Annotated in this window: 14 protein-coding genes and 2 pseudogenes; 11 read left to right on the forward strand and 5 right to left on the reverse strand. The window is 68.0% G+C overall.

Going from position 1 to position 20,435, the window contains the following annotated elements:
- Nucleotides 1-18: 18 nt before the first annotated feature.
- From FU658_RS12965 to FU658_RS13015, 11 genes and pseudogenes are all read left to right on the forward strand, one after another.
- Nucleotides 19-858, forward strand: a complete 840-nt coding sequence (locus FU658_RS12965) for an ABC transporter permease (protein ID WP_147892463.1) — start codon at nucleotides 19-21, stop codon at nucleotides 856-858.
- 2 nt (nucleotides 859-860) lie between these two features.
- Nucleotides 861-2,036 carry an ABC transporter ATP-binding protein gene (locus FU658_RS12970; protein WP_147892464.1) on the forward strand — a complete coding sequence of 392 codons (1,176 nt, stop codon included), beginning with the start codon at nucleotides 861-863 and terminating at the stop codon, nucleotides 2,034-2,036.
- Nucleotides 2,033-3,322, forward strand: coding sequence for a hypothetical protein (locus FU658_RS12975; protein ID WP_147892465.1), 1,290 nt, complete (start codon nucleotides 2,033-2,035; stop codon nucleotides 3,320-3,322). Before FU658_RS12970 ends, FU658_RS12975 begins: the two co-directional genes overlap by 4 nt.
- A gap of 77 nt (nucleotides 3,323-3,399) precedes the next feature.
- A complete protein-coding gene (locus FU658_RS12980; protein ID WP_147892466.1) occupies nucleotides 3,400-4,935 on the forward strand; it encodes a class I SAM-dependent methyltransferase in 1,536 nt (511 codons plus the stop codon).
- A 137-nt stretch (nucleotides 4,936-5,072) separates the two neighbouring features.
- Nucleotides 5,073-8,051 (forward strand): annotated as a pseudogene (locus tag FU658_RS12985) (glycosyltransferase); the annotation flags it as partial.
- A gap of 781 nt (nucleotides 8,052-8,832) precedes the next feature.
- Nucleotides 8,833-9,744 carry an NAD-dependent epimerase/dehydratase family protein gene (locus FU658_RS15595; RefSeq protein WP_147892480.1) on the forward strand — a complete coding sequence of 304 codons (912 nt, stop codon included), beginning with the start codon at nucleotides 8,833-8,835 and terminating at the stop codon, nucleotides 9,742-9,744.
- A gap of 72 nt (nucleotides 9,745-9,816) precedes the next feature.
- A complete protein-coding gene (locus FU658_RS12995; RefSeq protein ID WP_147892468.1) occupies nucleotides 9,817-11,190 on the forward strand; it encodes a hypothetical protein in 1,374 nt (457 codons plus the stop codon).
- A gap of 50 nt (nucleotides 11,191-11,240) precedes the next feature.
- Nucleotides 11,241-13,574, forward strand: a complete 2,334-nt coding sequence (locus FU658_RS13000; RefSeq protein WP_147892469.1) for a glycosyltransferase family 2 protein — start codon at nucleotides 11,241-11,243, stop codon at nucleotides 13,572-13,574.
- 30 nt (nucleotides 13,575-13,604) lie between these two features.
- Nucleotides 13,605-14,336 (forward strand): CoA transferase subunit A, encoded by a 732-nt coding sequence (locus FU658_RS13005; RefSeq protein ID WP_147892470.1) that lies wholly within the window; start codon nucleotides 13,605-13,607, stop codon nucleotides 14,334-14,336.
- A gap of 29 nt (nucleotides 14,337-14,365) precedes the next feature.
- Nucleotides 14,366-15,001, forward strand: coding sequence for a CoA transferase subunit B (locus FU658_RS13010; protein WP_147892471.1), 636 nt, complete (start codon nucleotides 14,366-14,368; stop codon nucleotides 14,999-15,001).
- 200 nt (nucleotides 15,002-15,201) lie between these two features.
- The gene (locus tag FU658_RS13015; protein ID WP_147892472.1) at nucleotides 15,202-16,023 is read left to right on the forward strand and encodes a hypothetical protein; all 822 of its coding nucleotides are present in this window, start codon (nucleotides 15,202-15,204) and stop codon (nucleotides 16,021-16,023) included.
- Nucleotides 16,024-16,155: 132 nt separating this feature from the next.
- On the opposite strand, the gene FU658_RS13020 is transcribed toward FU658_RS13015, so the two are convergent.
- The 5 genes and pseudogenes from FU658_RS13020 to rfbC form a co-directional block, all read right to left on the reverse strand.
- Nucleotides 16,156-17,097: an electron transfer flavoprotein subunit alpha/FixB family protein gene (locus FU658_RS13020; RefSeq protein ID WP_147892473.1), complete on the reverse strand. Its 942-nt coding sequence runs from the start codon at nucleotides 17,095-17,097 to the stop codon at nucleotides 16,156-16,158.
- 10 nt (nucleotides 17,098-17,107) lie between these two features.
- Nucleotides 17,108-17,853 (reverse strand): annotated as a pseudogene (locus FU658_RS13025) (electron transfer flavoprotein subunit beta/FixA family protein).
- A gap of 127 nt (nucleotides 17,854-17,980) precedes the next feature.
- Nucleotides 17,981-18,868 (reverse strand): ATP-grasp domain-containing protein, encoded by an 888-nt coding sequence (locus FU658_RS13030; protein ID WP_147892474.1) that lies wholly within the window; start codon nucleotides 18,866-18,868, stop codon nucleotides 17,981-17,983.
- A gap of 9 nt (nucleotides 18,869-18,877) precedes the next feature.
- A complete protein-coding gene (gene rfbD / locus FU658_RS13035; RefSeq protein ID WP_147892475.1) occupies nucleotides 18,878-19,780 on the reverse strand; it encodes a dTDP-4-dehydrorhamnose reductase in 903 nt (300 codons plus the stop codon).
- On the reverse strand, nucleotides 19,777-20,334 hold the full coding sequence (rfbC, locus tag FU658_RS13040) for a dTDP-4-dehydrorhamnose 3,5-epimerase (RefSeq protein ID WP_147892476.1): 558 nt from the start codon (nucleotides 20,332-20,334) through the stop codon (nucleotides 19,777-19,779). The genes rfbD and rfbC overlap by 4 nt, the downstream gene beginning before the upstream one ends.
- Between the last annotated feature and the right edge of the window lie 101 nt (nucleotides 20,335-20,435).

A 20,435-nucleotide genomic window follows, 5' to 3' on the forward strand; every position in this document is an offset into this window, starting at 1 on the left:
AGCGGCCGGAGGGATTTCGTGAGCCGTGACCCTGCGCTGCAGCCTTTCGGGGTCGGGCGGGCAACGGCGCATGGACGGTTCTGGACCGAGCTCTGGATCAGCGTGCGCAACCCGGAGTTCTGGGCGCTCTCGAGCTGGCTCGACATCATCACCCGGGCCCGTCGCTCACGCCTGGGGTTCGTCTGGCTGCTCGCGCCCTCGGTGGTCTACGTATTCGGCCTGGGTTCGTTCTTCGCGGCCATGCGCGGGGAGAGCATCCAGGCCTTCGCGATCCACGTGGCCCTGGGCGCGATGATCTTCCGCACGCTGATGTCGGCCATCGTCGCCAGTGCGAACGTCTATCCGGGCAACGCGGCGTTCATCCTGGACGGACATGTGCGCCTCACCGACTACCTGCTGCAGTCGTTGGCGCGCGCGTTCTTCGACATGTGCATGTATCTCCCCGTCGTCGTGGTGGCGTTCGCCATCGCGCCGGACTTCCATTGGCTGGGCATCGTGCTGGCGCCGCTGGCCGTGGTCCTGGTCTACCTCAACGCGCTCTGGGCCGCCGTGGTGCTGTCGCTGGTCGGTGCCCGGTTCGCGGACGTCGGGCAGGTGCTCGCCAACCTCTCCATCTTCGTGTTCCTGCTCACGCCCATCATCTGGACGGCCAACGAAGCGCCTGCAGACAGCATCCGGGGCCAGTTGATGCGGCTCAATCCGTTCTACCATTTCGTGGAGATCTTCCGGGCGCCGATCCTGGGCCAGCCCGTCGAGCCCCACTCCCTGGTCTATGTGGGGGTCATGACGGTCGTCGGGTTCCTGGTGGCGGGTCTGCTCTACCGTCGGTACACGCGTTTCGTTCCGTTGTGGATCTAGGCATGGACGTAGAGATCGTTGCCGACCGCGTGACCCTGGACGTGCCCCTGTTCGTGCAGCGCGAACGCGTGGTCAGGGGCTGGGCGGGCATGTTGCTGGGCGCTGCCTTCGACACGCCTTCCCGGGAAGTCGTCAGGCTGCTCGAGGACGTGAGCTTCCGCTTCTCGCCGGGTGATCGCGTTGCCTTGCTCGGCCGAAACGGCGCCGGGAAGTCGACCCTGCTGCGCCTGCTCAACAACGTCTACCGCCCGACCAGCGGAAGCCTCCACCGGGCGGGCAGCTGCCAGGCCCTGCTCAACATCTCGCTGGGCTTCACGCCCGATGCGACGGTGCGCGAGAACATCATCCTCAGGGGCGTGGCCATGGGCCTGCGCGCGTCGTACCTGAAGGCGCAGTCGAATGCGATCCTGGATTTCGCCGGCCTGGAAGAGAAGGCCAACCACCGACTGCGCACGCTGTCCTCCGGGCAGAAGGTGAGGCTGGGGTTCGCCATTTCCACCAGCGTGCAGACCGACATCATGCTGATGGACGAATGGGTCGGCACCGGCGATGTCGATTTCATGCGCCGTGCCAAGGAGCGCATGCAGGACCGCCTCGGCGGCAGCAAGATCGTCGTCCTGGCCAGCCACAGCCTCGGACTGGTCCGGGAGGTGTGCAACCGCGGCGTGGTGATCGAGCGTGGCCGCGTGACCTACGACGGCGAGATCGGCCGGGCCCTCAAGCACTACCAGCGGGCGATGGCAGCCCCTTCGGAGGACGGCGTCGGCCAGGCGGCCGTCCACGACGGCGTCGCGGGCAACGTGTCGGGCCTGGTCGATGAAGTGCGGCTCGCCGAGGGGGTGCTGGAGATATCGGGCTGGGCCCTGAGCGACGACTCGCGGCCCGTCGAGGCGCTGGTGGCCGAGTTCCTCGGCGACAGGATCCTGGTGGAGCGCTTCGAACGCATCGCTCGACCGGATGTCCAGGAGTTCTTCGGTCTCCTCGACCCGGGCTGTGGATACCGTATCCAGCTCGAGGTCGGGACCTCCGCCGCGGAACGCGATGTGCTGGCCACGCTGGTGATCAAGTCCACTGATGGGCAGTCGCTGCGCCACGGCCGCAAGGTGAGGGCGCGGGCGCAGGATCTGGGCATTCCGGCAGGTGGCGGCGCATCGCCCCGCCTGGAGGAGGGGTCTTGAGCCTCGCCGAGGACCAGGGGTTTGGACTCCGGATCTGCCGCCTTGGCCTGCCCCACCTGGGTGGCTTGAACGTCCTCCTGGTGGGGCCGGAGTCCGACCGGCTCGCCAGCTTCGCCGCGTTCCAGCGCGCGTCGGAGGCCATCGCGACCCCGACCATCGACCCGTGCGACCTGGTGACCGGGTCCTTCGACATCGTGGTCTGGCTGGACGGGTCGTCCGAGTGCCTGCTCGCCGAGGGCCGGCTGGCGCGCGTGATGTCGCTGTTGACGCGGCAGGGCCTGCTGGTGCTCGAGAGCACGTTGGCGACTGCCCCGGCATTGCCGCTGGATGCCGACCCGACGCCGGCCAGTGCCATCCTGACGCGCGAGGCGCTCGATGCAGGCCTGGCGGGGTACGCCATCAAGCAGGTCGGAGCACCGCACGAGCACCCGTTTCTGGAGCAGGGCTTCAGCCTGGTGGTGCACCACGTCGCCATCCGCAGGCCGGTGGTGTGCCTGATGATGGCGCCGCCCGGATGGGGCAAGTCGTCGCTGGCAAGGCAGATCTTCGGGGGGGATGCCCCTTCGCTGCCGGTGATCGCGGCGGACTCGCTGATCCACCGGATCGCGCGTGACCAGGTCGCCGTCGACGATGCGCTGCGCGAGGCGATCCAGCAGGACTTCTCGCCGCTGCAGATCGATCAGGCGGTATTCCGGATCATGGCGCGGGGCCAGGTCGAGGCCTGGGTCGATGCCGTCGTCGAGGCGGCCGGCGAGCAGGATTTCGTTCTGGAGGGCTTCGTTCCTTCCGACAGCCAGGGTGAGCTGCAGGACGCGTTCCGTGAGCGCGGCTTCCTGCCCGTGAGGATGGATTGGGACCGCCAGCATCCCGCGCCGATGGACGTGGAGCGGGCGGAGGGCGAGTTGCGCGGGTTCGAGCAGGCGCTCGCGGCGGGCGCAGGGCCCGCATCGCTCGCCGCGATGACCCCCGGCACCGTAGCCGGCAACGTCGACGCGATGATCGTCGGACCCAAGGGCGTTACGCTCCGGGGTTGGGCGGTCACCGCCACGGGTCACCGGCCGAGCAGGTTCGAGGTCAGGCACGGGCGCGAGGTCCTCGAGGTCATCAGGGCCGAAGTCGAAGATCGCCCCGACGTGCGTGATCATCTCGACCTGCCCCACGGCCGGATCGGTTTCCGCCTGCTGGTCGGACCCGGGAGTCGCAAGTTGCGCCGGCTTTCCGCCGTCTCGGTGCGGGTGGCGGACGAACATGGCGAATGGCACGGGCCGCTGCACCGCTCGGGCTGACGCCGTTGGCGATGGAGGGCGTCGGTTCGGGGCCTGGGACGATGAACGTGGAACACTTTCACAGGAGGAGCGGCGACATGGGTGAGACGCAATCCGCGCAGGGGCAGCCGGGGATGGAATGGTTGCCGTTCGCCCGTCCGATCATGTTCAGGCGCCCCGGCTACCTGCAGCCTTCCGCCTGGCTGGAGCACCTGCCCTTCGCGATGTGGGTGGTCGACGCCCACCGGCCGGCAACGCTGGTGGAACTGGGTACCCACCATGGCCCGTCCTACTTCGGCTTCTGCCAGGCGGTCGCCGAACTGGGCCTCGACACCAGCTGCTATGCCGTGGACACCTGGCAGGGCGACGAGCATGCGGGCTTCTATGGCCAGGATGTCTACGAGAAGGTCCGCTCGTACAACGATGCGAACTATTCGGGCTTCTCGAGACTGGTACGCAGCACGTTCGACGAGGCCGCGAGTCATTTTTCCGACGGATCCGTCGACCTGCTGCATATCGATGGCCTGCACACGCTCGAGGCGGTGACCCACGACTTCGAGTCGTGGAAGCCCAAGCTCTCCGATCGCGCCGTGGTCCTGTTCCACGACATCAATGTCCGTGAACGCGGGTTCGGCGTGTTCAAACTGTTCGAGCAGCTGCGCGAGCAGTACCCGGCGTTCTGGTTCGTGCACGGTCACGGCCTGGGTGTGCTCGGGGTGGGGCCGAACCAGAGCGAATCGCTCCGGAGGCTCTACGCGCTCGGTGATGGCGATGGCCGGACGCTCACCTCGGTCAGGGAGATCTTCGCGCGGCTGGGTCGCGCCTGTGCGGACGCGTTCGAGCGGGGTGATGTGCGCACCAAGCTGCTCGACGCCCAGTCGCAACTCAAGACATCGCACGCGGCACTAGAGCAGACCCGTCACAGGATGGGGCAGGTGGAGCGCGCTGCGAATATGTCGGACCTGCATCGGGAGCGGGTGAAGGATGTCGCCAGTATCGCGGCCGCCGAACGTGGGCGGCTCCTCGAGCAGCTGGCGTCGGCCAATGCCCGCCTCGAGGAGCTCGAGAAGGCCCAGTCCCAGGTTCGAGAATTGATGCAGGAGGTCGAATCGAACCAGGTGCGCGCCGAGCGGGTCGCGCAGCTGCAGGGAGAAATCGATGCCCGCTTCGAAGAGATCGCCTTGTTGACGCGCAGGCTCCTGGATGCGGAGCAGGGGCTGGCAAAGGCCGATTCGGTGTCGAAACGCCGCGAAGCCCATCTGGAACGGTTGGAGCTGGATGGCGGCGTCAGGATGTTGAACAGGATCCGGCGCCTCCTCCGGCGCAAGCCGTTGGCCCTGAGGCGCGACCCCAGGGAGGAAGACATCGAGGTCATTCGAGCCGCTGCCGCGCTTGATGCGCAATGGTATGCGGGGGCCTACCCCGACGTGGCGGCGGGCGGCGTGGATCCGGTCGTGCATTACGTGATGTTCGGTGCCGACGAGGGCCGCGACCCGAGCGCCGACTTCAGCACCCGTGGCTACCTCGAGCGCTATCCCGACGTGCGCGAGGGAGGCCTCAACCCGTTGGCGCACTACCTGCTTCACGGGAAGGGCGAGGGAAGGAACACGACACCCGTGGAGGCCGGCCGTTGATGTGGATCCCGGGCGAGGACATCCTGGAACTGAGGCAGTCCGGCCTGTTCGACGCGCAGTGGTACGCGAGCACCTATCGCGACGTGGCCCTGCTGGGCATGGATCCCGCCGAGCACTTCCTGCGCATCGGTGCCGCCATGGGCCGGCGTCCGGGCCCCGGGTTCGATACCGCGTTCTACCTGGAGTCCAACCCCGATGTCGCCGCCAGCGGTGACAATCCGCTCCTGCACTACCTGCGTTTCGGACGTCTGGAGGGGCGCCCACCGCGACCGAGGGGCGGCGCCTCGTTTCGTGCGGACCCTGAGCAGGGGGCGCCGTGCGAAGCGGTCGATATCGCCGGGCTCGAGCTCCTTGGCCGCGGCAGCGCGACCCGGCGACCCGGGACGCGGACCCTCCTGGTATGCGCCCATGTGGCCGGCGAGAAGATCTTTGGAGGCGAGCGCAGCCTGCTCGACATGCTCGACGTCCTGCAGGCCAATGGACTGGATTCGGTGGTTTCCGTGCCGGGCCAGCCGTCGGCGCACTACCTGGAGGCGCTTCTCGCACGGACCTCGGCGGTCTATCGGGTGCCGCAGTCGTGGTGGCGCGATGGCGAACCCATCGACGAGCAGGTGGTGGCACGCTTCGCGGCACTGATCCACCGCGAGGGCATCGATGCGGTCCATGTCAATACGATCATGCTGCGCGAACCCCTGGAGGCCGGGCGCCTCATGGGTGTTCCGGCCGTCGTGCACGCACGGGAACTCATCACCTCCGACGAGGCCTTGTGCCGGGTGATCGGGCACGGGGCCGACCAGGTCGTGTCCGAGGTCCTCGCGCGTTGCGATGCGATCATCGCCAACTCGCGGGCCACGGCCGCTGTATACGAATCGGGCGGGCGGACGTTCGTCGTACCCAACATGGTCGAGGCCGACCGCTTCATCATGTCCGAGCCCGGGCGCGGCGAGCGGGTCCGGGTGGGAATGATCAGCAGCAACCTGGCCAAGAAGGGCGTCTCCGACTTCGCTTCGGTCGCGCGGAGGCTTCAGGACCTGGGGGTGCCCGCGGACATGGTCCTGGTGGGCCCGGAGACCACGGCGACCGAGGAGCTGCGTGGCCTGCCGGGCCTCCCTTCGAACCTGGAGTTCGCCGGCTACCGGGAACACGCCTGGGAGGCGATCGCCGAACTGGATGTCGTGGTCAACCTCTCCGAGTGCCAGGAGTCGTTCGGGCGGACGATCCTCGAGGCGATGGCCGCCGCGCGACCGGTGGTGGTGTATGACTGGGGCGCGCTGCCGGAGCTGGTCGCCGACGGCGAGACCGGCTTCGTGACCGCCTATCGGGATACCGCCGCGGTGGCCGAGCGGATCGCCAGGCTGGTTTCCGATCGCGAGCTCCTGCGTGCGCTGGGTGCGGCCGGTCGACGCCGCGCCGGGGAGGAATTCGGCAGCGAGCGGTCATCGCGTGCGCTCGTGGAGGCCTACGAGGAAATCTGGAGGGACTTCACCCCCCGCAAGCTGACGCGCGTTGCACGCGCACTTCCGGAGCCGACCGGCACCGACCGGCCGCTGCGCATCGCCTACTTCATCTGGTGGTTCCCCGCGCCTTCGGAAACCTTCGTCCTCAACGAGCTGCGCGAGCTCGTGCGTTGCGGACACGACGTGGAAGTCTTCTGCCGCCAGTCGCCCTTTCCCGACTTCGTCCCGGACTTCGACATCCAGTGGACCCAGGTGGTCGATGCGCGGGACCTGGCCGAAAAGCTGCAGTCGAGCCGGCGCGAGATCGTCCACAGCCACTTCGTCTACCCGACGGTCACCGACATGGTGTGGCCGGCCTGCGAGCAGATCGGCGTGGATTTCACCTTCATCGCCCACGCGCAGGACATCTTCCGCTACACCAACGACGCCAGGAACAGGATCGGCGAGATCGCGCATTCCCCGCGGTGCCGGCGGGTCGTCGTGCCCTCGCGCTTCCACCGTGACTACCTGCTCGAGCGGGGCGTTCCCCGCCGCAAGCTCTTCATCAACCCCAATGGCATGGACCCCGAGCTGTATTCAGCGCAGGCCATCGCGCCGACCCGCCGCAACGGGTCGCGCCGTTCGGTCTGCGCGGTGCACCGCTTTGCCCCCAAGAAGGGGCTCGAGCACCTGATCCGCGCCGCGCCGGGACTGGCCCGCATCGGGGTCGACGTGCACATCTACGGATACGGCGACCTGGAGCCCGAGTACCGCAGGCTGATCGCGTCGCTGGACGCGCGCAACGTGCACCTGCACGGACCGGTGGAGGGTCGCGAGGCCCTGCTCGAGGTGTTCGCCTCGCACGACCTGTTCGCCTGCCCCTCCGTACGCGCTGCGGATGGCGACATGGATGGCATACCGACCGTGGTCATGGAAGCGATGGCCGCGGGACTCCCGGTCATGGTGACACCCCTTTCGGGGATCCCCGAGCTGGTCAGCGACGGGGTCAACGGCCTGTACTGCGAGCCGACCGCGAGCTCGATCGTGGACGTGGTGGGGCGGTTCTTCGACATGCCGGAGGCGGAACGCACGTCCCTGGCGCGGGCGGCGCGGGACACCGTGGAGGAGGCTTTCAGCACCCCCAGGCTGGTGGCTGGCCTGGTGCGCTTGTGGCGCAACCAGACACTGGACGTGCTGGTGGTGAGCTGGAACAACCTGCCGGAGCTCGCGGAGGTGGTGAGGCGCCTGCAGGCGAACACGACGCTGCCGTGGCATCTGGTCATCTGCGACAACGGCAGTGGCACGGACGTCGCTGCGTGGCTTGCTGCGGCCCATGCGGCGTACCCGAACCTCACCGTCGTCCACAACCGGGACAATGTCTTCGTGGGCCCGGGGACGAACGTGTGCCTGGAGGCCAGCGCGTCGGACCTGGCGGTTTACGTGTGCGGGAAGGAGGGCTTCACCATGGAGCAGGGCTGGGAACGCCCGCTGGTCGACTACATGGAGCGCCATCCCGAAGTCGGGCAGGCCGGCACGCTTGCCTGCTCGCCGAGCTACCTGTTCGGGCGCGACTATCCGGAGGGGGTCCGGGAGTACCCGAACTTCCGCCACCACGAATTCGTGGAGGGCCAGCCCGACCGCCGCTTCGGCCACGTGCAGGGCGGCTTCTTCATTCTCCGGCGCAGCATGATCGATACGGCGGGCGGCTTCAGCGATGCGGTCCCGCACGACTACACGGACGTGGAGTTCAGCGTCCACGTCGAAGCCAGCGGCTGGCGCCTGGGCCAGGCGCCGGGAATGCTGGCGCTGTACAACAAGACACGGCCCGACATCTTTTCCCGGATCGACGAGTCGATGCTGGCCATCCATCCCCCCACCCTGGAGCAGCTCCCGCTGCTTGATGCGATCGCGAGCCGGAAGACGCGCTTTTGCAACGTGTGCGGTTGGCATGGGCCGCAGTTCGACGCCGGGCTGGAATGCCCCGGCTGCCAGTCCCGGCCACGGGACCGGACCCTGTACCGGTTCCTGGCAGAGTCCACGCTGGTGTACCGGCGCCTGCTCGCCCTGGGCATCGGCGTCGGCCAGGCGGTGGACGCGATCTGGCGGACGCAATTTCGAGGCGACGTGGCGGCCGCCGGGCAGCTCGATGAAGCTGCGCTGGCCGAGCTCGCGCCGGGCCGCCTCGACGGCCGACTGGATGTCGTCTACATCGACGCCGAGGCGGTCGCACCGACGGCGCTTGCCGGGGTGTTCGACGCCGCCGTGCGCCTGCTCTCTGCGCGCGGCGTGCTCGCGGTCCGCTTCGGCCACGGTCATCCCACGGCCGCTCACGAGGAGGCGGCCGTGGCCGAGCTGGCTGGCAGGATGGGCGGCCCGAGCCACTGCGCGTCGACTTCCGCAGCGAAGTGGTTCGCTACGATCCGCGTACCCTGTGGGTGCTGCGCAAGACGGAATCCGACCAATGCGTGTATTGATCACCGGGGGAGGTGGGTTCCTTGGCCGGGCCATCCTCGGGGAATTGCTGGCGGCGGGCATCCCCGTCGTCGTGCTCGACCTGCCCGGACGGCTCGAGGGGTTGCCCGACTGCGGCAGGACGGAGTTCGACTTCAGTGCCAGCCCGCTCGACCTCGTTCGCCATGCCCGGGCCGGCGATCGCTTGCTGCACCTTGGCTGCACCAGTCACCCGGCGGCATCGATGGCGGACCCGGCGGGCGATGTCGCGGCGAACGTCGTGTCCTCGATCCGCCTGTTCCAGGCCGCCGTGCAGTCGGGGGTCGAACGGGTTGTCTTCGCATCGAGCGGCGGGACGGTCTACGGCCGCATCGACGAGATCCCGGTGGAGGAAAGCCATTCGACCCAGCCGCTGAGTGCCTATGGCATCTCGAAGCTGTCCATCGAGCACTACCTGGACCTGTTCCCAACGCTGCAGGGCATCAGCCTGCGCGTGGCCAATCCCTACGGCCGCGGCCAGTTGATCGGCACGCCGGTGGGCGCGATAGCGCACTTCGTCCAGTGCTCGCTGCGCCAGGTGCCGGTCGAGATCTGGGGCGACGGTACGGTGGTGCGTGACTACATCGCCGTGGAGGACGTCGCCGCCGCGTTCCGTCTTGCGGTGACGCGAACCGATCTCGCACCGGGCCCCTACAACATCGGGACCGGGCGAGGGACCTCGCTCAACGAAGTCGTCGACCTCCTCTCGGCGATCACCGGGCGCCCGCTCGATGTCCGGCATACGCAGGCGCGCAACTACGATGTTCCGGAAATCGTCCTCGACAGCACCCGCTTTTCCCGGGCCACGGGATGGAAGCCCGCCGTGGCACTGGAGGGGGGGGTGCGGCAGCTTTGGGAGGCGGCGCTGGAGGAGGCCGGGTGACACGGTGAAGTGCCGGTTTGCGGGTGGGAAGGGTCTTGTTCAGTGGCGTGGCATAGAGGGAGTAGAGGAAGGATGGCTGTGAATCCGGGGTCAGGTAGTTCGCATCAGCAGTGGCTGCCGGTCGAGTGCACCGCGCTGGGTGGCCGCGCTCCGGCCGTCGGGGTGGCGCGCTGGCACCTGGACAGGGTCGAGTTCAATCCGCGCTCGAAGCGCTTCAGGGTGTTTGGCTGGCTGGTGGCGGCCGAAGCCGGCCCAGCCGTCCATGTCATCGTCGGTCAGGCGGGAAAGTTGAGCAGCGGCCTCCCCAACGTGGCGCGCATGGACGTCGCCGACAAGTTCCGGGTCGGCCAGTCGCCGATGCCGGGCGAGCCCTGGTGTGGATTCGAACTCGATGTTCCCGGCAACGAGGGTTTCGACCTCGGTTTCGAGCGCGACGGGGACGTGGCCTGGGTGCGCCGCTGCAGCGTGCCGCCAGTCGATGCCGCGGCGGCGGGCATGGACGGGGACGGCGTGGACGGCGGCGCAGGCCTCGATCGGCTGCTGTGGTGCGCGGAGCGGCACCATGGCCCCGGAAGCGCCGAGCTGGTGGGCTCCCGGGAACCTGCCGACAGCCGCAAGGGCAGGGTGCACATCCACGAGATCGACCTGGTCCAGGGCGATGCGCGGCGCAAGGTCCGGCTGGTCGAGAAGCGCGATGCGAGCCGTCACGAGCTGGCCCTCGCGCGTCGGCTGTTGCGCACCCCGGCCGAGGACTTCGCCCCGGTGCTGGCCGTGGCCGACGCCGCGAAGGAAGAGGCCTGGTTCATCACCGGCTTCGTCGAGCCGCAACTGGACATGTACCTGGATCCAAGCCCCCATGTGGATGCGCTGGTGTCGGCCGTGCGCACGGTGGACCGCGTGTTCGGCGACCTGGCCGGCGAGGCTTGCAGGCCCGACGTGGTCCGCTTGTTCCGTGAGGCGATCACCCGGCTCAAGCAAACCGACGAGCGACTCGGGGCCCAGGCAGGCGAAGCGCTGGAGTCCGCGATGCCCTGCCTGCAGACGCTGCCCGTCGTGGCCAGCCACAACGATTTCTACTGGAACAACCTGGGTCTGGAGCGTCGCGAGGACGGTGCGTTGCGCGTGCGCATGTTCGATCTCGAGCTGCTTGGCCCCAACCTGATGGGGGCGGAGTTCCACCAGTTCGCCCGCATGGTCATGGAGTCCGATGCGTTCCGGGCCCCGTTCGACGCGATCGTCCAGGCCTACGCCGACGCTGCAGGCGTCGACGCCCGTCGTGTCCGCTTGGCGGCATTGGCATTCGCGATGGTTCGCTGCGGAATGCGCCTGCATGGCGGCACGCCGACCCGCAAGCGCAGCGACGGGAGCCCGCGGTGCGAGGAGCCGCAGGCCTACGCGGGACTCGCGCAGTGGCTGGCCGCAGCGTCGAGGGATCTCCCAGGGTGAGTGGACCCCGGGGCGCCGTGAACGAGTCGCTTGGCTGGAAACTTCGGGGCGTGGCCGGCACTCCCGTGGACATGGCGCTTGTCCCCGGGGATGGGGCGCGCATCGAGTCGGATGGCCGGATCCTCGCCTCGCGTCGCGCGGCTTCGCTCGTGCTGGCGCTGGATGGGCCGTTGCCGACCAGGGCGCTGCCCGGTGGCTGGTACTGGCTGGGTTTCACGATCCAGTCCGAGGACGCCACCGCCGTCGGCGCAACCCTCTCGGTGTCGATGCGCTCGGGACAGGTGCCGGGCGAGTCCTTCCTGCTGCCGGAGCCGGACGAGGAAGGACGGATCGGTTGCCTGCTGATGTTTCCCTACGAGGTCCACGAGTTGCGCCTCGTGCCCTCGGTCCAGCGGGGCAGGTACCGAATCCAGGGCCTGGGCCTGTCCAGGCTCGGCAAGGGCAGGGCATTGGCGAGCATGCTGCTGGGCCTGTCGGGGAAGGGGTGGCCGGACCGCCCACGCTGGAGCGTGCGTGCGTCGCTGGGCTTCCTGTCGGCCCTGCGATCGCAGGGGCTCGGCCCAGCCACGACTGCGCTGTACCGCGCCTATCGCGAGCAGTTCGTCGCTGTCGACCGGGGCTACTCGGCCTGGGTGCGCTACTACGACACGCTGTCCGGAACGGATCTCCAGATCCTCGCCGCGCAAGCGGAAGCCCTGGCCGCCAGGGGTCCGCTGGTTTCCATCCTCCTGCCGGTCTACGACACTCCGGAGGCGTGGTTGCGCAGCTGCATCGACAGCGTGCTGGCCCAGACCTACCCGCGCTGGGAGCTGTGCATCTGCGACGATGCCTCCCCGCAGGCTCACGTGGCCCGGGTGCTCGAGGATTACGCCCGGCGCGATGCACGCATCAAGGTGGTCTCCAGGGAAGAGAACGGTCACATCTCGCGCGCCTCGAACTCGGCGCTGGAACTGGCCACCGGCGAGTTCGTGGCCCTGCTCGACCACGACGATGAACTGCGCCCGCACGCCCTGCAGACGATGGTGTCGGCCCTGGTCGACGCCCCGGGGGCACGCTTCGCGTACTCCGACGAGGACAAGATCGATGCCGAAGGCAACAGGTTCGATCCCTACTTCAAGCCGGCCTGGGACCGGGAGCTCGTGCTTGGCCAGAACTACCTGTGCCACCTGAGCGTGGTCGACACCGCGCTGGTCCGCGAGGTGGGGGGGTTCCGGCCGGGTTTCGAGGGAAGCCAGGACCATGACCTCTTCCTGCGATGCACGGCGCGCCTGGCCGATGGCCAGATCCTCCACGTCCCCAAGGTGCTCTACCACTGGCGCGCCATTCCCGGATCCACCGCGCTGGGTCGCGGCGAGAAGGACTATGCGTCGGAGGCCGGCAGGCGCGCGGTGGCCTCCTACCTCGAGCACAACGAGCCCGGTGCGCAGGTCGAGTCGCTCAGCCACGGGCACTACCGCGTGCTCAGGCCGCTTCCCGCGCCGCCACCCCGGGTGGCGATCATCATCCCGACCCGGGATCGGGTCGACCTGCTCAGGACCTGCGTCGAAAGCGTGCTCGAGCGCACCGACTACCCTGCATTCGAAGTGATCATCGTCGACAACCAGAGCCGCGAGCCGGAAACCCTGGCCTACCTGGACGAGGTGGTGGGGGATGCTCGGGTGCGCGTGCTCGAGCATGACCAGGCGTTCAACTACTCGGCGATCAACAACCACGCGGTCTCCACCACCGATGCCGATGTGGTGTGCCTGCTCAACAACGACATAGAAGTCATCGAGGCCGGGTGGCTGGCGGAGCTGGTCGCGCGGGCGGTGCGGCCCGGGGTCGGGGCGGTGGGTGCGAAGCTGTTGTACCCGGACGACACGATCCAGCACGCCGGCGTGGTGCTGGGCGTCATGGGCGTGGCTAACCATGCGTTCACAGGCTTCTCCCGCGACTACCCGGGGCATGGCGGGCGGGCCCGGGTGGCGCAGTGCTACTCCGCCGTCACCGGCGCCTGCCTGGTGGTCACGCGCGAGCGGTACCTCGCCGTGGGCGGACTGGACGAAGCGCTGGCCGTGGCGTTCAACGACATCGATTTCTGCCTTCGGCTGCGGGCATCGGGGTTCGTCAACCAGTGGTCGCCGTTTGCCACCCTGTACCATCACGAGTCGGCGACCCGCGGGTCGGACGTCGCGCCGGAGAAGGCGGCCCGCTTCCTGGGCGAGGTGAGGTTGATGGAGACGCGGTGGGAGTTCGAGATCGGTCATGACCCTGCCTACAATCCCAACCTCACCCTGGACGCCAGCGACTTCGGCTTCGCGTTTCCTCCCCGGGGCCTGGCGGCGGGCGAGGCCGGCATGTCCATTGGCCGAAGGTCCGTCGCGTCGCCGGCGCAGTCCCGATAGCCTCACCAGAAGACCATGGAGATTTCCCAGATGAGCCCACACAGCGACCCGGCAACACATCGGCGCGAAGCGAAGGTGTTTCCCGACGCGGCCTCCGCCCTGTCGGACATCGTCCGCGACGGACAGACCCTGGCCGTGGGGGGATTCGGCCTATGCGGGATTCCCGAGGCACTCATCGGGGCATTGCGTGACTCCGGCGTGTCCGGACTCACCGTCATCTCGAACAATGCCGGCGTCGACGGCTTCGGCCTCGGCCTGCTCCTGGCGACTCGGCAGATCCGCCGGATGGTCTCGTCCTACGTGGGCGAGAACAAGGAGTTCGAGCGCCAGTTCCTTGCCGGGGAGCTGGAGCTGGAGTTCAACCCGCAGGGCACCCTGGCCGAACGCCTCAGGGCCGGTGGCGCCGGGATTCCCGCCTTCTTCACCCGCACCGGCTACGGCACGGTGGTGGCGGAAGGCAAGGAAACGCGGGAGTTCGATGGCCAGCCCTACATCATGGAGACCGCGCTGCGCGCCGACCTCTCCCTGGTGAAGGCATGGAAGGCCGACAGCGCCGGCAACCTGGTCTTCCGCAAGACGGCGCGCAACTTCAATCCGGCGTGCGCGATGGCCGGGAAGTTCTGCGTGGCCGAGGTCGAGGAACTCGTCGAAGTGGGTGCACTTGATCCCGACTCGGTGCACCTGCCAGGCATCTACGTGGACCGGATCGTGGTCAACGCCAACCCCGAGAAGCGCATCGAGCAGCGCACCGTGCGCGCTTGAGCTGCGCTGGATCAACCAGGAGAACCGCAATGGGCTGGACCCGCGAAGAAATGGCACGTCGAGCAGCTGCCGAGTTGACCGATGGCGCCTACGTGAACCTTGGCATCGGCTTGCCGACGCTGGTGGCCAACTTCATCCCCGAGGGAATCGATGTTTGGCTGCAATCTGAAAATGGACTGCTGGGCATCGGTCCCTTCCCCACCGAGGGGGAAGTCGATGCCGACCTCATCAACGCCGGCAAGCAGACCGTCACCGCGCGTGTCGGCGCCAGCTTCTTTGGCAGCGACGAATCGTTCGCGATGATCCGGGGAGGCCATATCGACCTCGCCATCCTGGGCGCCATGCAGGTGACCGGTTCGGGCGACCTGGCGAACTGGATGATCCCCGGGAAGATGGTCAAGGGCATGGGCGGGGCGATGGATCTCGTCGCCGGAGTCAAGCGGGTCGTGGTGCTGATGGAGCACGTGGCGAAGGACGGGTCGCACAAGATCCTGCCCGAATGCAGCCTCCCGCTGACCGGCGTGGGCGTGGTGGATCGCATCATTTCCGACCTGGCGGTGATGGACGTCACCCCGGAGGGACTGGTCGTGCGGGAAATGGCCGAGGGCGTCGATGAGCAGGAGTTGCGCGAGAAGACGGGGTGCGGTTTCACGCTGGCTTTATGATCGACTGTGTTATTGGATAGGAACGGCAAACCGGCGTCACAGTTTGGGTTTGACGAAACGAAATCTTAATCTTGGGTTCACGGAGTATCGGAGTCGCTTTTGGCTCGTGTTTTGATACTCTGGGGCGACTGGATCGAAATGGACGATTCCAGAGCGGCCTTGAGCCTAGGTCAACCCACAATGCAGGGAGTAAAGTACGGATGAAACTCAATTTGATCGCAGCCACTTCGATCATCGCCGCTGGCGCGATGATGAGCGGCAATGCCAACGCCGAGCGCGCTGTCGGCCACATCCAGGAAATTCGTAGCGCCGTTGCCGCGGAATTCGAAGCGCGTGGTGGTGTCTCGCCGCAGGCGATCGGCGACCTTGATACGGGTTTCAACCCGATTGAGCCGTGCCGCGTTGCCGATTCGCGTTTCTCGCTCGATGGCGCCTACGCCGCTGCTGAAACCCGCAACATCGTCATCGACACCTCCGACCTGTCGTTCCAGGGTGGCAACCCCGAGGGTTGCGACATCCCGGCCGACGCGAGCTCGGTCGCCCTCAACATCGTCGCCGTTCGTCCGGCCGCCGATGGCTTCCTGACCGCGTTCCCGGGTGGCACCGACCGTCCGGCCTCCTCGACGGTGAACTTCGCCGCGAACCAGATCATTGCCAATGGCGCCATCATGGCCATGGGTGACGGCGTCGACGTGTACATGCACCGTGCCGGCGACGTGGTGGTCGACGTGACCGGCTACTTCGCCGACCTGGCCGCGAACGAGCTCGACTGCTTCACGACGGAAAACGCCGGGCAGCTGGCCGAGGCTGGCGAGATCTTCGTCGGCTTCACCTTCTGTGACGCCGGCTACTCCGCCGTTGGTGGTGCGTGCGACCAGAACTCCACGATGCCGATGCTGGGCGCGGGTACGTTCAGCGACTTCGGCGCGCACATCTGCGTGTTCGACAACGAGGCGGGTACCGATGCCACCGCGTGGGTCGACGTTGCCTGCTGTCGCGTGCAGCCGGAATCGGCCGAGTAAGAAGCGAGCCACATCCGGGGGTTCAACCCTCCGGGTCATCGTGGCGGGGAAACCCGCCGCGATGAAACAAAGAAGCCGGCATTTGCCGGCTTTTTTGTTTTCCGCAACGCGTCTGCAACGCGCAGGCAGCCCTCAGTCGAGCGCCGCCTCGAGTTCGGGCAGGATCTTGAACAGGTCACCGACCAGTCCGATATCGGCCACCTCGAAGATCGCCGCGTCGGCGTCCTTGTTGATCGCGACGATCGTGCCGGCGTCCTTGATGCCGGTCAGGTGCTGGATCGCGCCGGAGATGCCCACCGCCACGTAGAGCTCGGGGGCGATGATCTTGCCGGTCTGGCCCACCTGCAGTTCGTTGGGCACGTAGCCGGCATCCACGGCCGCACGCGAGGCACCGACGGCGGCGTTGAGCCGGTCGGCCAGCTTGTAGATGACCTCGAAGTTCTCCTTCGAGCCGACGCCACGCCCACCGGACACCACGCGCGGGGCGCTGGCCAGGTCCGGACGGTCGCTCTTGCCCTGCCGCAGTTCGACGTAGCGGGTGTGCGTTGGCAGTTCGGCGTCGACGCTCGCCGTCTCCACCGCGGCACTGCCGCCGTTGCCGACGGCCTGCCAGGAGGCCGCCCGGATCGTCGCCACCACGGTCTGGCCGGCTGGCGCCTCGACGGTGACGATCGCGTTGCCGGCATAGATCGGGCGGGTGAACACGTGGCTGGATTCCACGCTCATCACGTCGCTGACCTGGGCCACGCCCAGCAGTGCGGCAACGCAGGGCATGAGGTCCTTGCCGAAGGTGGTGGAGGGGCCGAAGACGTGGCTGTAGCCGTCGGCCAGCTTGGCGATCTGCGGTGCCTGCACCTGGGCGATGGGCTGCGCGTTGGCCGGATTGGACACGGCGAGCACCCGCGCCACGCCCTCGAGCTTGGCGGCCTCCCCGGCGACCGATGCAGGGTCCTCGGCAAGCACGGCAATGTCGATCTGGGCACCATCGATCGCGGCGGCGGCGGCGACACACTTCGCGACGGCGGGGTTGAGGCGGCCGTCCTGGTGGTCGGCAATGATCAGGATCTTGGACATGTCGATCTCCTTACAGCAGGCCCTTGGACTTGAGCGCCGAGACCAGCTCGGCGGCGTCCTTCACCATGACGCCCTTGCTGCGCTTGGGCGGCGGGGCGAACGTGGTTGTCTTGAGGTGGTCGCCCGAATCCACGCCCAGTTCCTCGAGCGCGACGCTGCGGATCGGCTTGGATTTCGCCTTCATGATGTCGGGGAGCTTGATGAAGCGCGGCTCGTTCAGGCGCAGGTCGGTGGTGATGACCGCCGGCAGCTCCACGTCGATGACTTCCAGGCCCGCGTCGACCTCGCGCGTCACCGTCGCGCGACCGTCGGCCACCTGCACCTCGCTGGCGAACGTGGCCTGCGGCCGGCCCCACAGGGTCGCCAGCATCTGGCCGGTCTGGTTCGCGTCGTCGTCGATCGCCTGCTTGCCCAGGATCACCAGGCCGGGCTCTTCCTCCTCGACCAGCTTGAGGAACACCCGCGCGGCGGTCAGCGGCTGGACCGGCTGGTCGCTCACGACGTGGATCGCGCGGTTGGCGCCCATCGCCAGCCCGTTGCGCAGGTGCGCCTGGGCATCGGCGGGGCCGATCGTGGCGACGATCACTTCCTCGGCCACGCCCTTCTCGCGCAGCCGCAGCGCCTCCTCCAGCGCGATCTCGTCGAACGGATTGGCCGAGAGCTTGACGCCGTCGGTGACGACACCGCTGCGTCGGGCTTGACCTGGATGCGGACGTTGTAGTCCACGACCCGCTTGAATCCGACCAGGATCTTCATCGTCGTTGGTTTCCTGTTTTTGACCGGTTCGACCGCACTGTACGCATGGGTACGGTGGGTCGGATGTGAATCCGGCATTGTACCGTTCGCGACCGGTTGGGCCTACCTCGGCGCCGGACGACGCTGCTCAGCCAGCCTGCAGGTGGGCCTCGATGGCCTCGGCGAAGCGTGCGGCGGCCCCGTCGCCGCTGCCGAGGAACACGGACGGTTCGGTGAGCTCCAGCTCGAGCAGCTGCGGGCCGGAAGGAGAGGGCAGGAGGTCCACGCGCGCGTAGGCCAGGGGTCGCTGGAGCGCGAGCAGTTGCCCGGCCTCCCTCAGGACGGCTTCGGCCAGCCCACGCTGCCCCGCGTCTGCCTCGCAGGGGCTGATGACCCCGGGAGCGGACTGGCTGCAGCGACGGCTGCCGTCGTCCCCGAGCAGGGCCGCCTTGCGCACGGCGTGCGAGAAGCGCCCATCGAAGTACACCAGCGCCGTCTCCCCCACGTGGTCGACGTCGGCCAGGTAGGGCTGGACCAGCACATGTGCGCCTTGTGCCTGCAACTGGCGGGCATGTACGAGCGCGGCCTCGTGGTCGCTGCGCCTGAAGCGGGCCGCGCCCTTCGAACCCGCGCCCACGCTCGGCTTGACGACGAACTCATCCCAGTCCGGCAGTGCGTCGATGACCTGCTCGGGTGCGATGAAGTGGCTCTCGACCACGGCAAGGCCGCTGGCACCGAGTTCCGCCAGGTAGCGCTTGTCGGTGTTCCACGCCACCACATGGGCCGGGTTGAGCAATCGTGTCGCCCGTGCCACGCGCTGTGTCCAGCCGATGAAGGCGGGACGCTGCTCGCTGTAGTTCCAGGGCGAGCGCAACAGCGCGGCGTCGAACCGGCCCCAGGAGACGGTCGGATCGTCCCAGGCCACATGATCGGTGGCGATTCCGATCGCGGCGAGGGCTTCGCACAGCGGACCGGTGTCGCGGTCGCTGCCGAACGCGCTGATTGCGGTGACGATGGCGATCCGCATCCGGGACATCGTGGCGGCTCAGCGATTCCGGGCCAGGTCGCCCACCAGCTGGTCGACTCCCTGCTGCCAGTGGGGAAGCGACAGGCCGGTGTCCGAGAAAAGCTTTCCCGAGTCCAGGCAGGAATAGGCCGGACGCCGCGCCGGCGTGGGATAGTCGGCCGTGGTCAACGCGCGCAACTCGGGAAGTCGCTGCAGCACGCCAGCGGCGCGCGCGGATTCAAGCAGGGTCCGGCAGTACCCGAACCAGCTGGTTTCGCCCGCGGGGGCCAGGTGGTAGACGCCTTCCAGGTCGCCATGGGCATGGGCCACCTGTGCGGTCGCGTCGGCGATCCAGCGCGCCGGCGTCGGGGCACCGACCTGGTCGTCGACGACACCCAGCTCATCGCGCTCGCCGGCCAGGCGCAACATCGTCAGCGCGAAATTCCGCCCGCGCGCCGCGTACACCCAGGCCAGGCGGAAGATCGCGTGGCGTACGCCACTGTCGGCAATCGCCTGCTCGCCGGCAAGCTTGGAGCGACCGTAGGCCGACACCGGGGCGACCGGGTCGCTCTCACGGTAGGGGCGGGAGGCCGAGCCGTCGAATACGTAGTCGGTCGAAAAATGGATCAGGCGCGAGCCCTGTTCGGCACAGGCCTCGGCAATCTCCGCAACCGCCCCTGAATTGATCCGCGACGCCAGCCCGGCCTCCTCCTCCGCCCGGTCGACCGCCGTATACGCGCTGGCATTGACGACCAGGTCTGGGGCGAGGCCGCGGACCAGGGCCTGTGCCTCGCCAGGCTTTGCCAGGTCGCAGCCCAGCGCCTTGCCGCCGCCGGCCCCACGCCCATCCCGGGTGCATGGCGACACCTGCCCCAGCGGCGAGAGCGAGCGCAGAAGTTCGTGCCCGACCTGGCCGTTGGCGCCGAACACCAGGACCTTCATTCCGGCATCACCGGCAGGCGCGCTTCGGGCACCTCGGACAGGAGCGGAGCAGCGGCATCTTTGTCGGAAAGCGACGGGGCCTGCCCGGGCCACTCGATGCCGATGTCCGGATCATCGAAGCGGATCGCCGCATCGGCTTCGCGGTCGTAGCCGGCGGTGCACAGGTAGGTGAACACCGCGCGCTCGCTGAGTACGAGGAAACCGTGCGCGAAGCCCTCCGGGATCCAGAAGTGGTGGCGACTGTCGGCTGTCAGCGTCACGCCGGTCCACTGCCCGAACCGCGGCGAGCCACGGCGGATGTCGACGGCCACATCGAACACTTCGCCCTCCAGCACGGAGACCAGCTTGCCCTGTGGATTGGGCCACTGGTAGTGCAGGCCACGCAGCACGCCGCGCGAGGACACCGAGACGTTGGACTGCACGACCTGGAAGTCCATGCCCTCGGCGGCGAAGCGTTCGCGGTTCCAGGACTCGTAGAAGCAGCCGCGCGCGTCGCCGAACACGGTCGGCTCGATCAGCTTGCACTCCGGCAGCGGCGTGTCGTGGACCTTCATCGCACCGGCCCGTGATCGAGCAGCGACAGCAGGTACTGGCCGTAGCCGTTCTTGGCCAGCGGTTCGGCCAGGCGGGTGAGCTGCGCGCCATCGATCCAGCC

Origin of the sequence: Alkalisalibacterium limincola (assembly GCF_008017755.1) — a bacterium.
Lineage (GTDB): Bacteria > Pseudomonadota > Gammaproteobacteria > Xanthomonadales > Xanthomonadaceae > Alkalisalibacterium > Alkalisalibacterium limincola.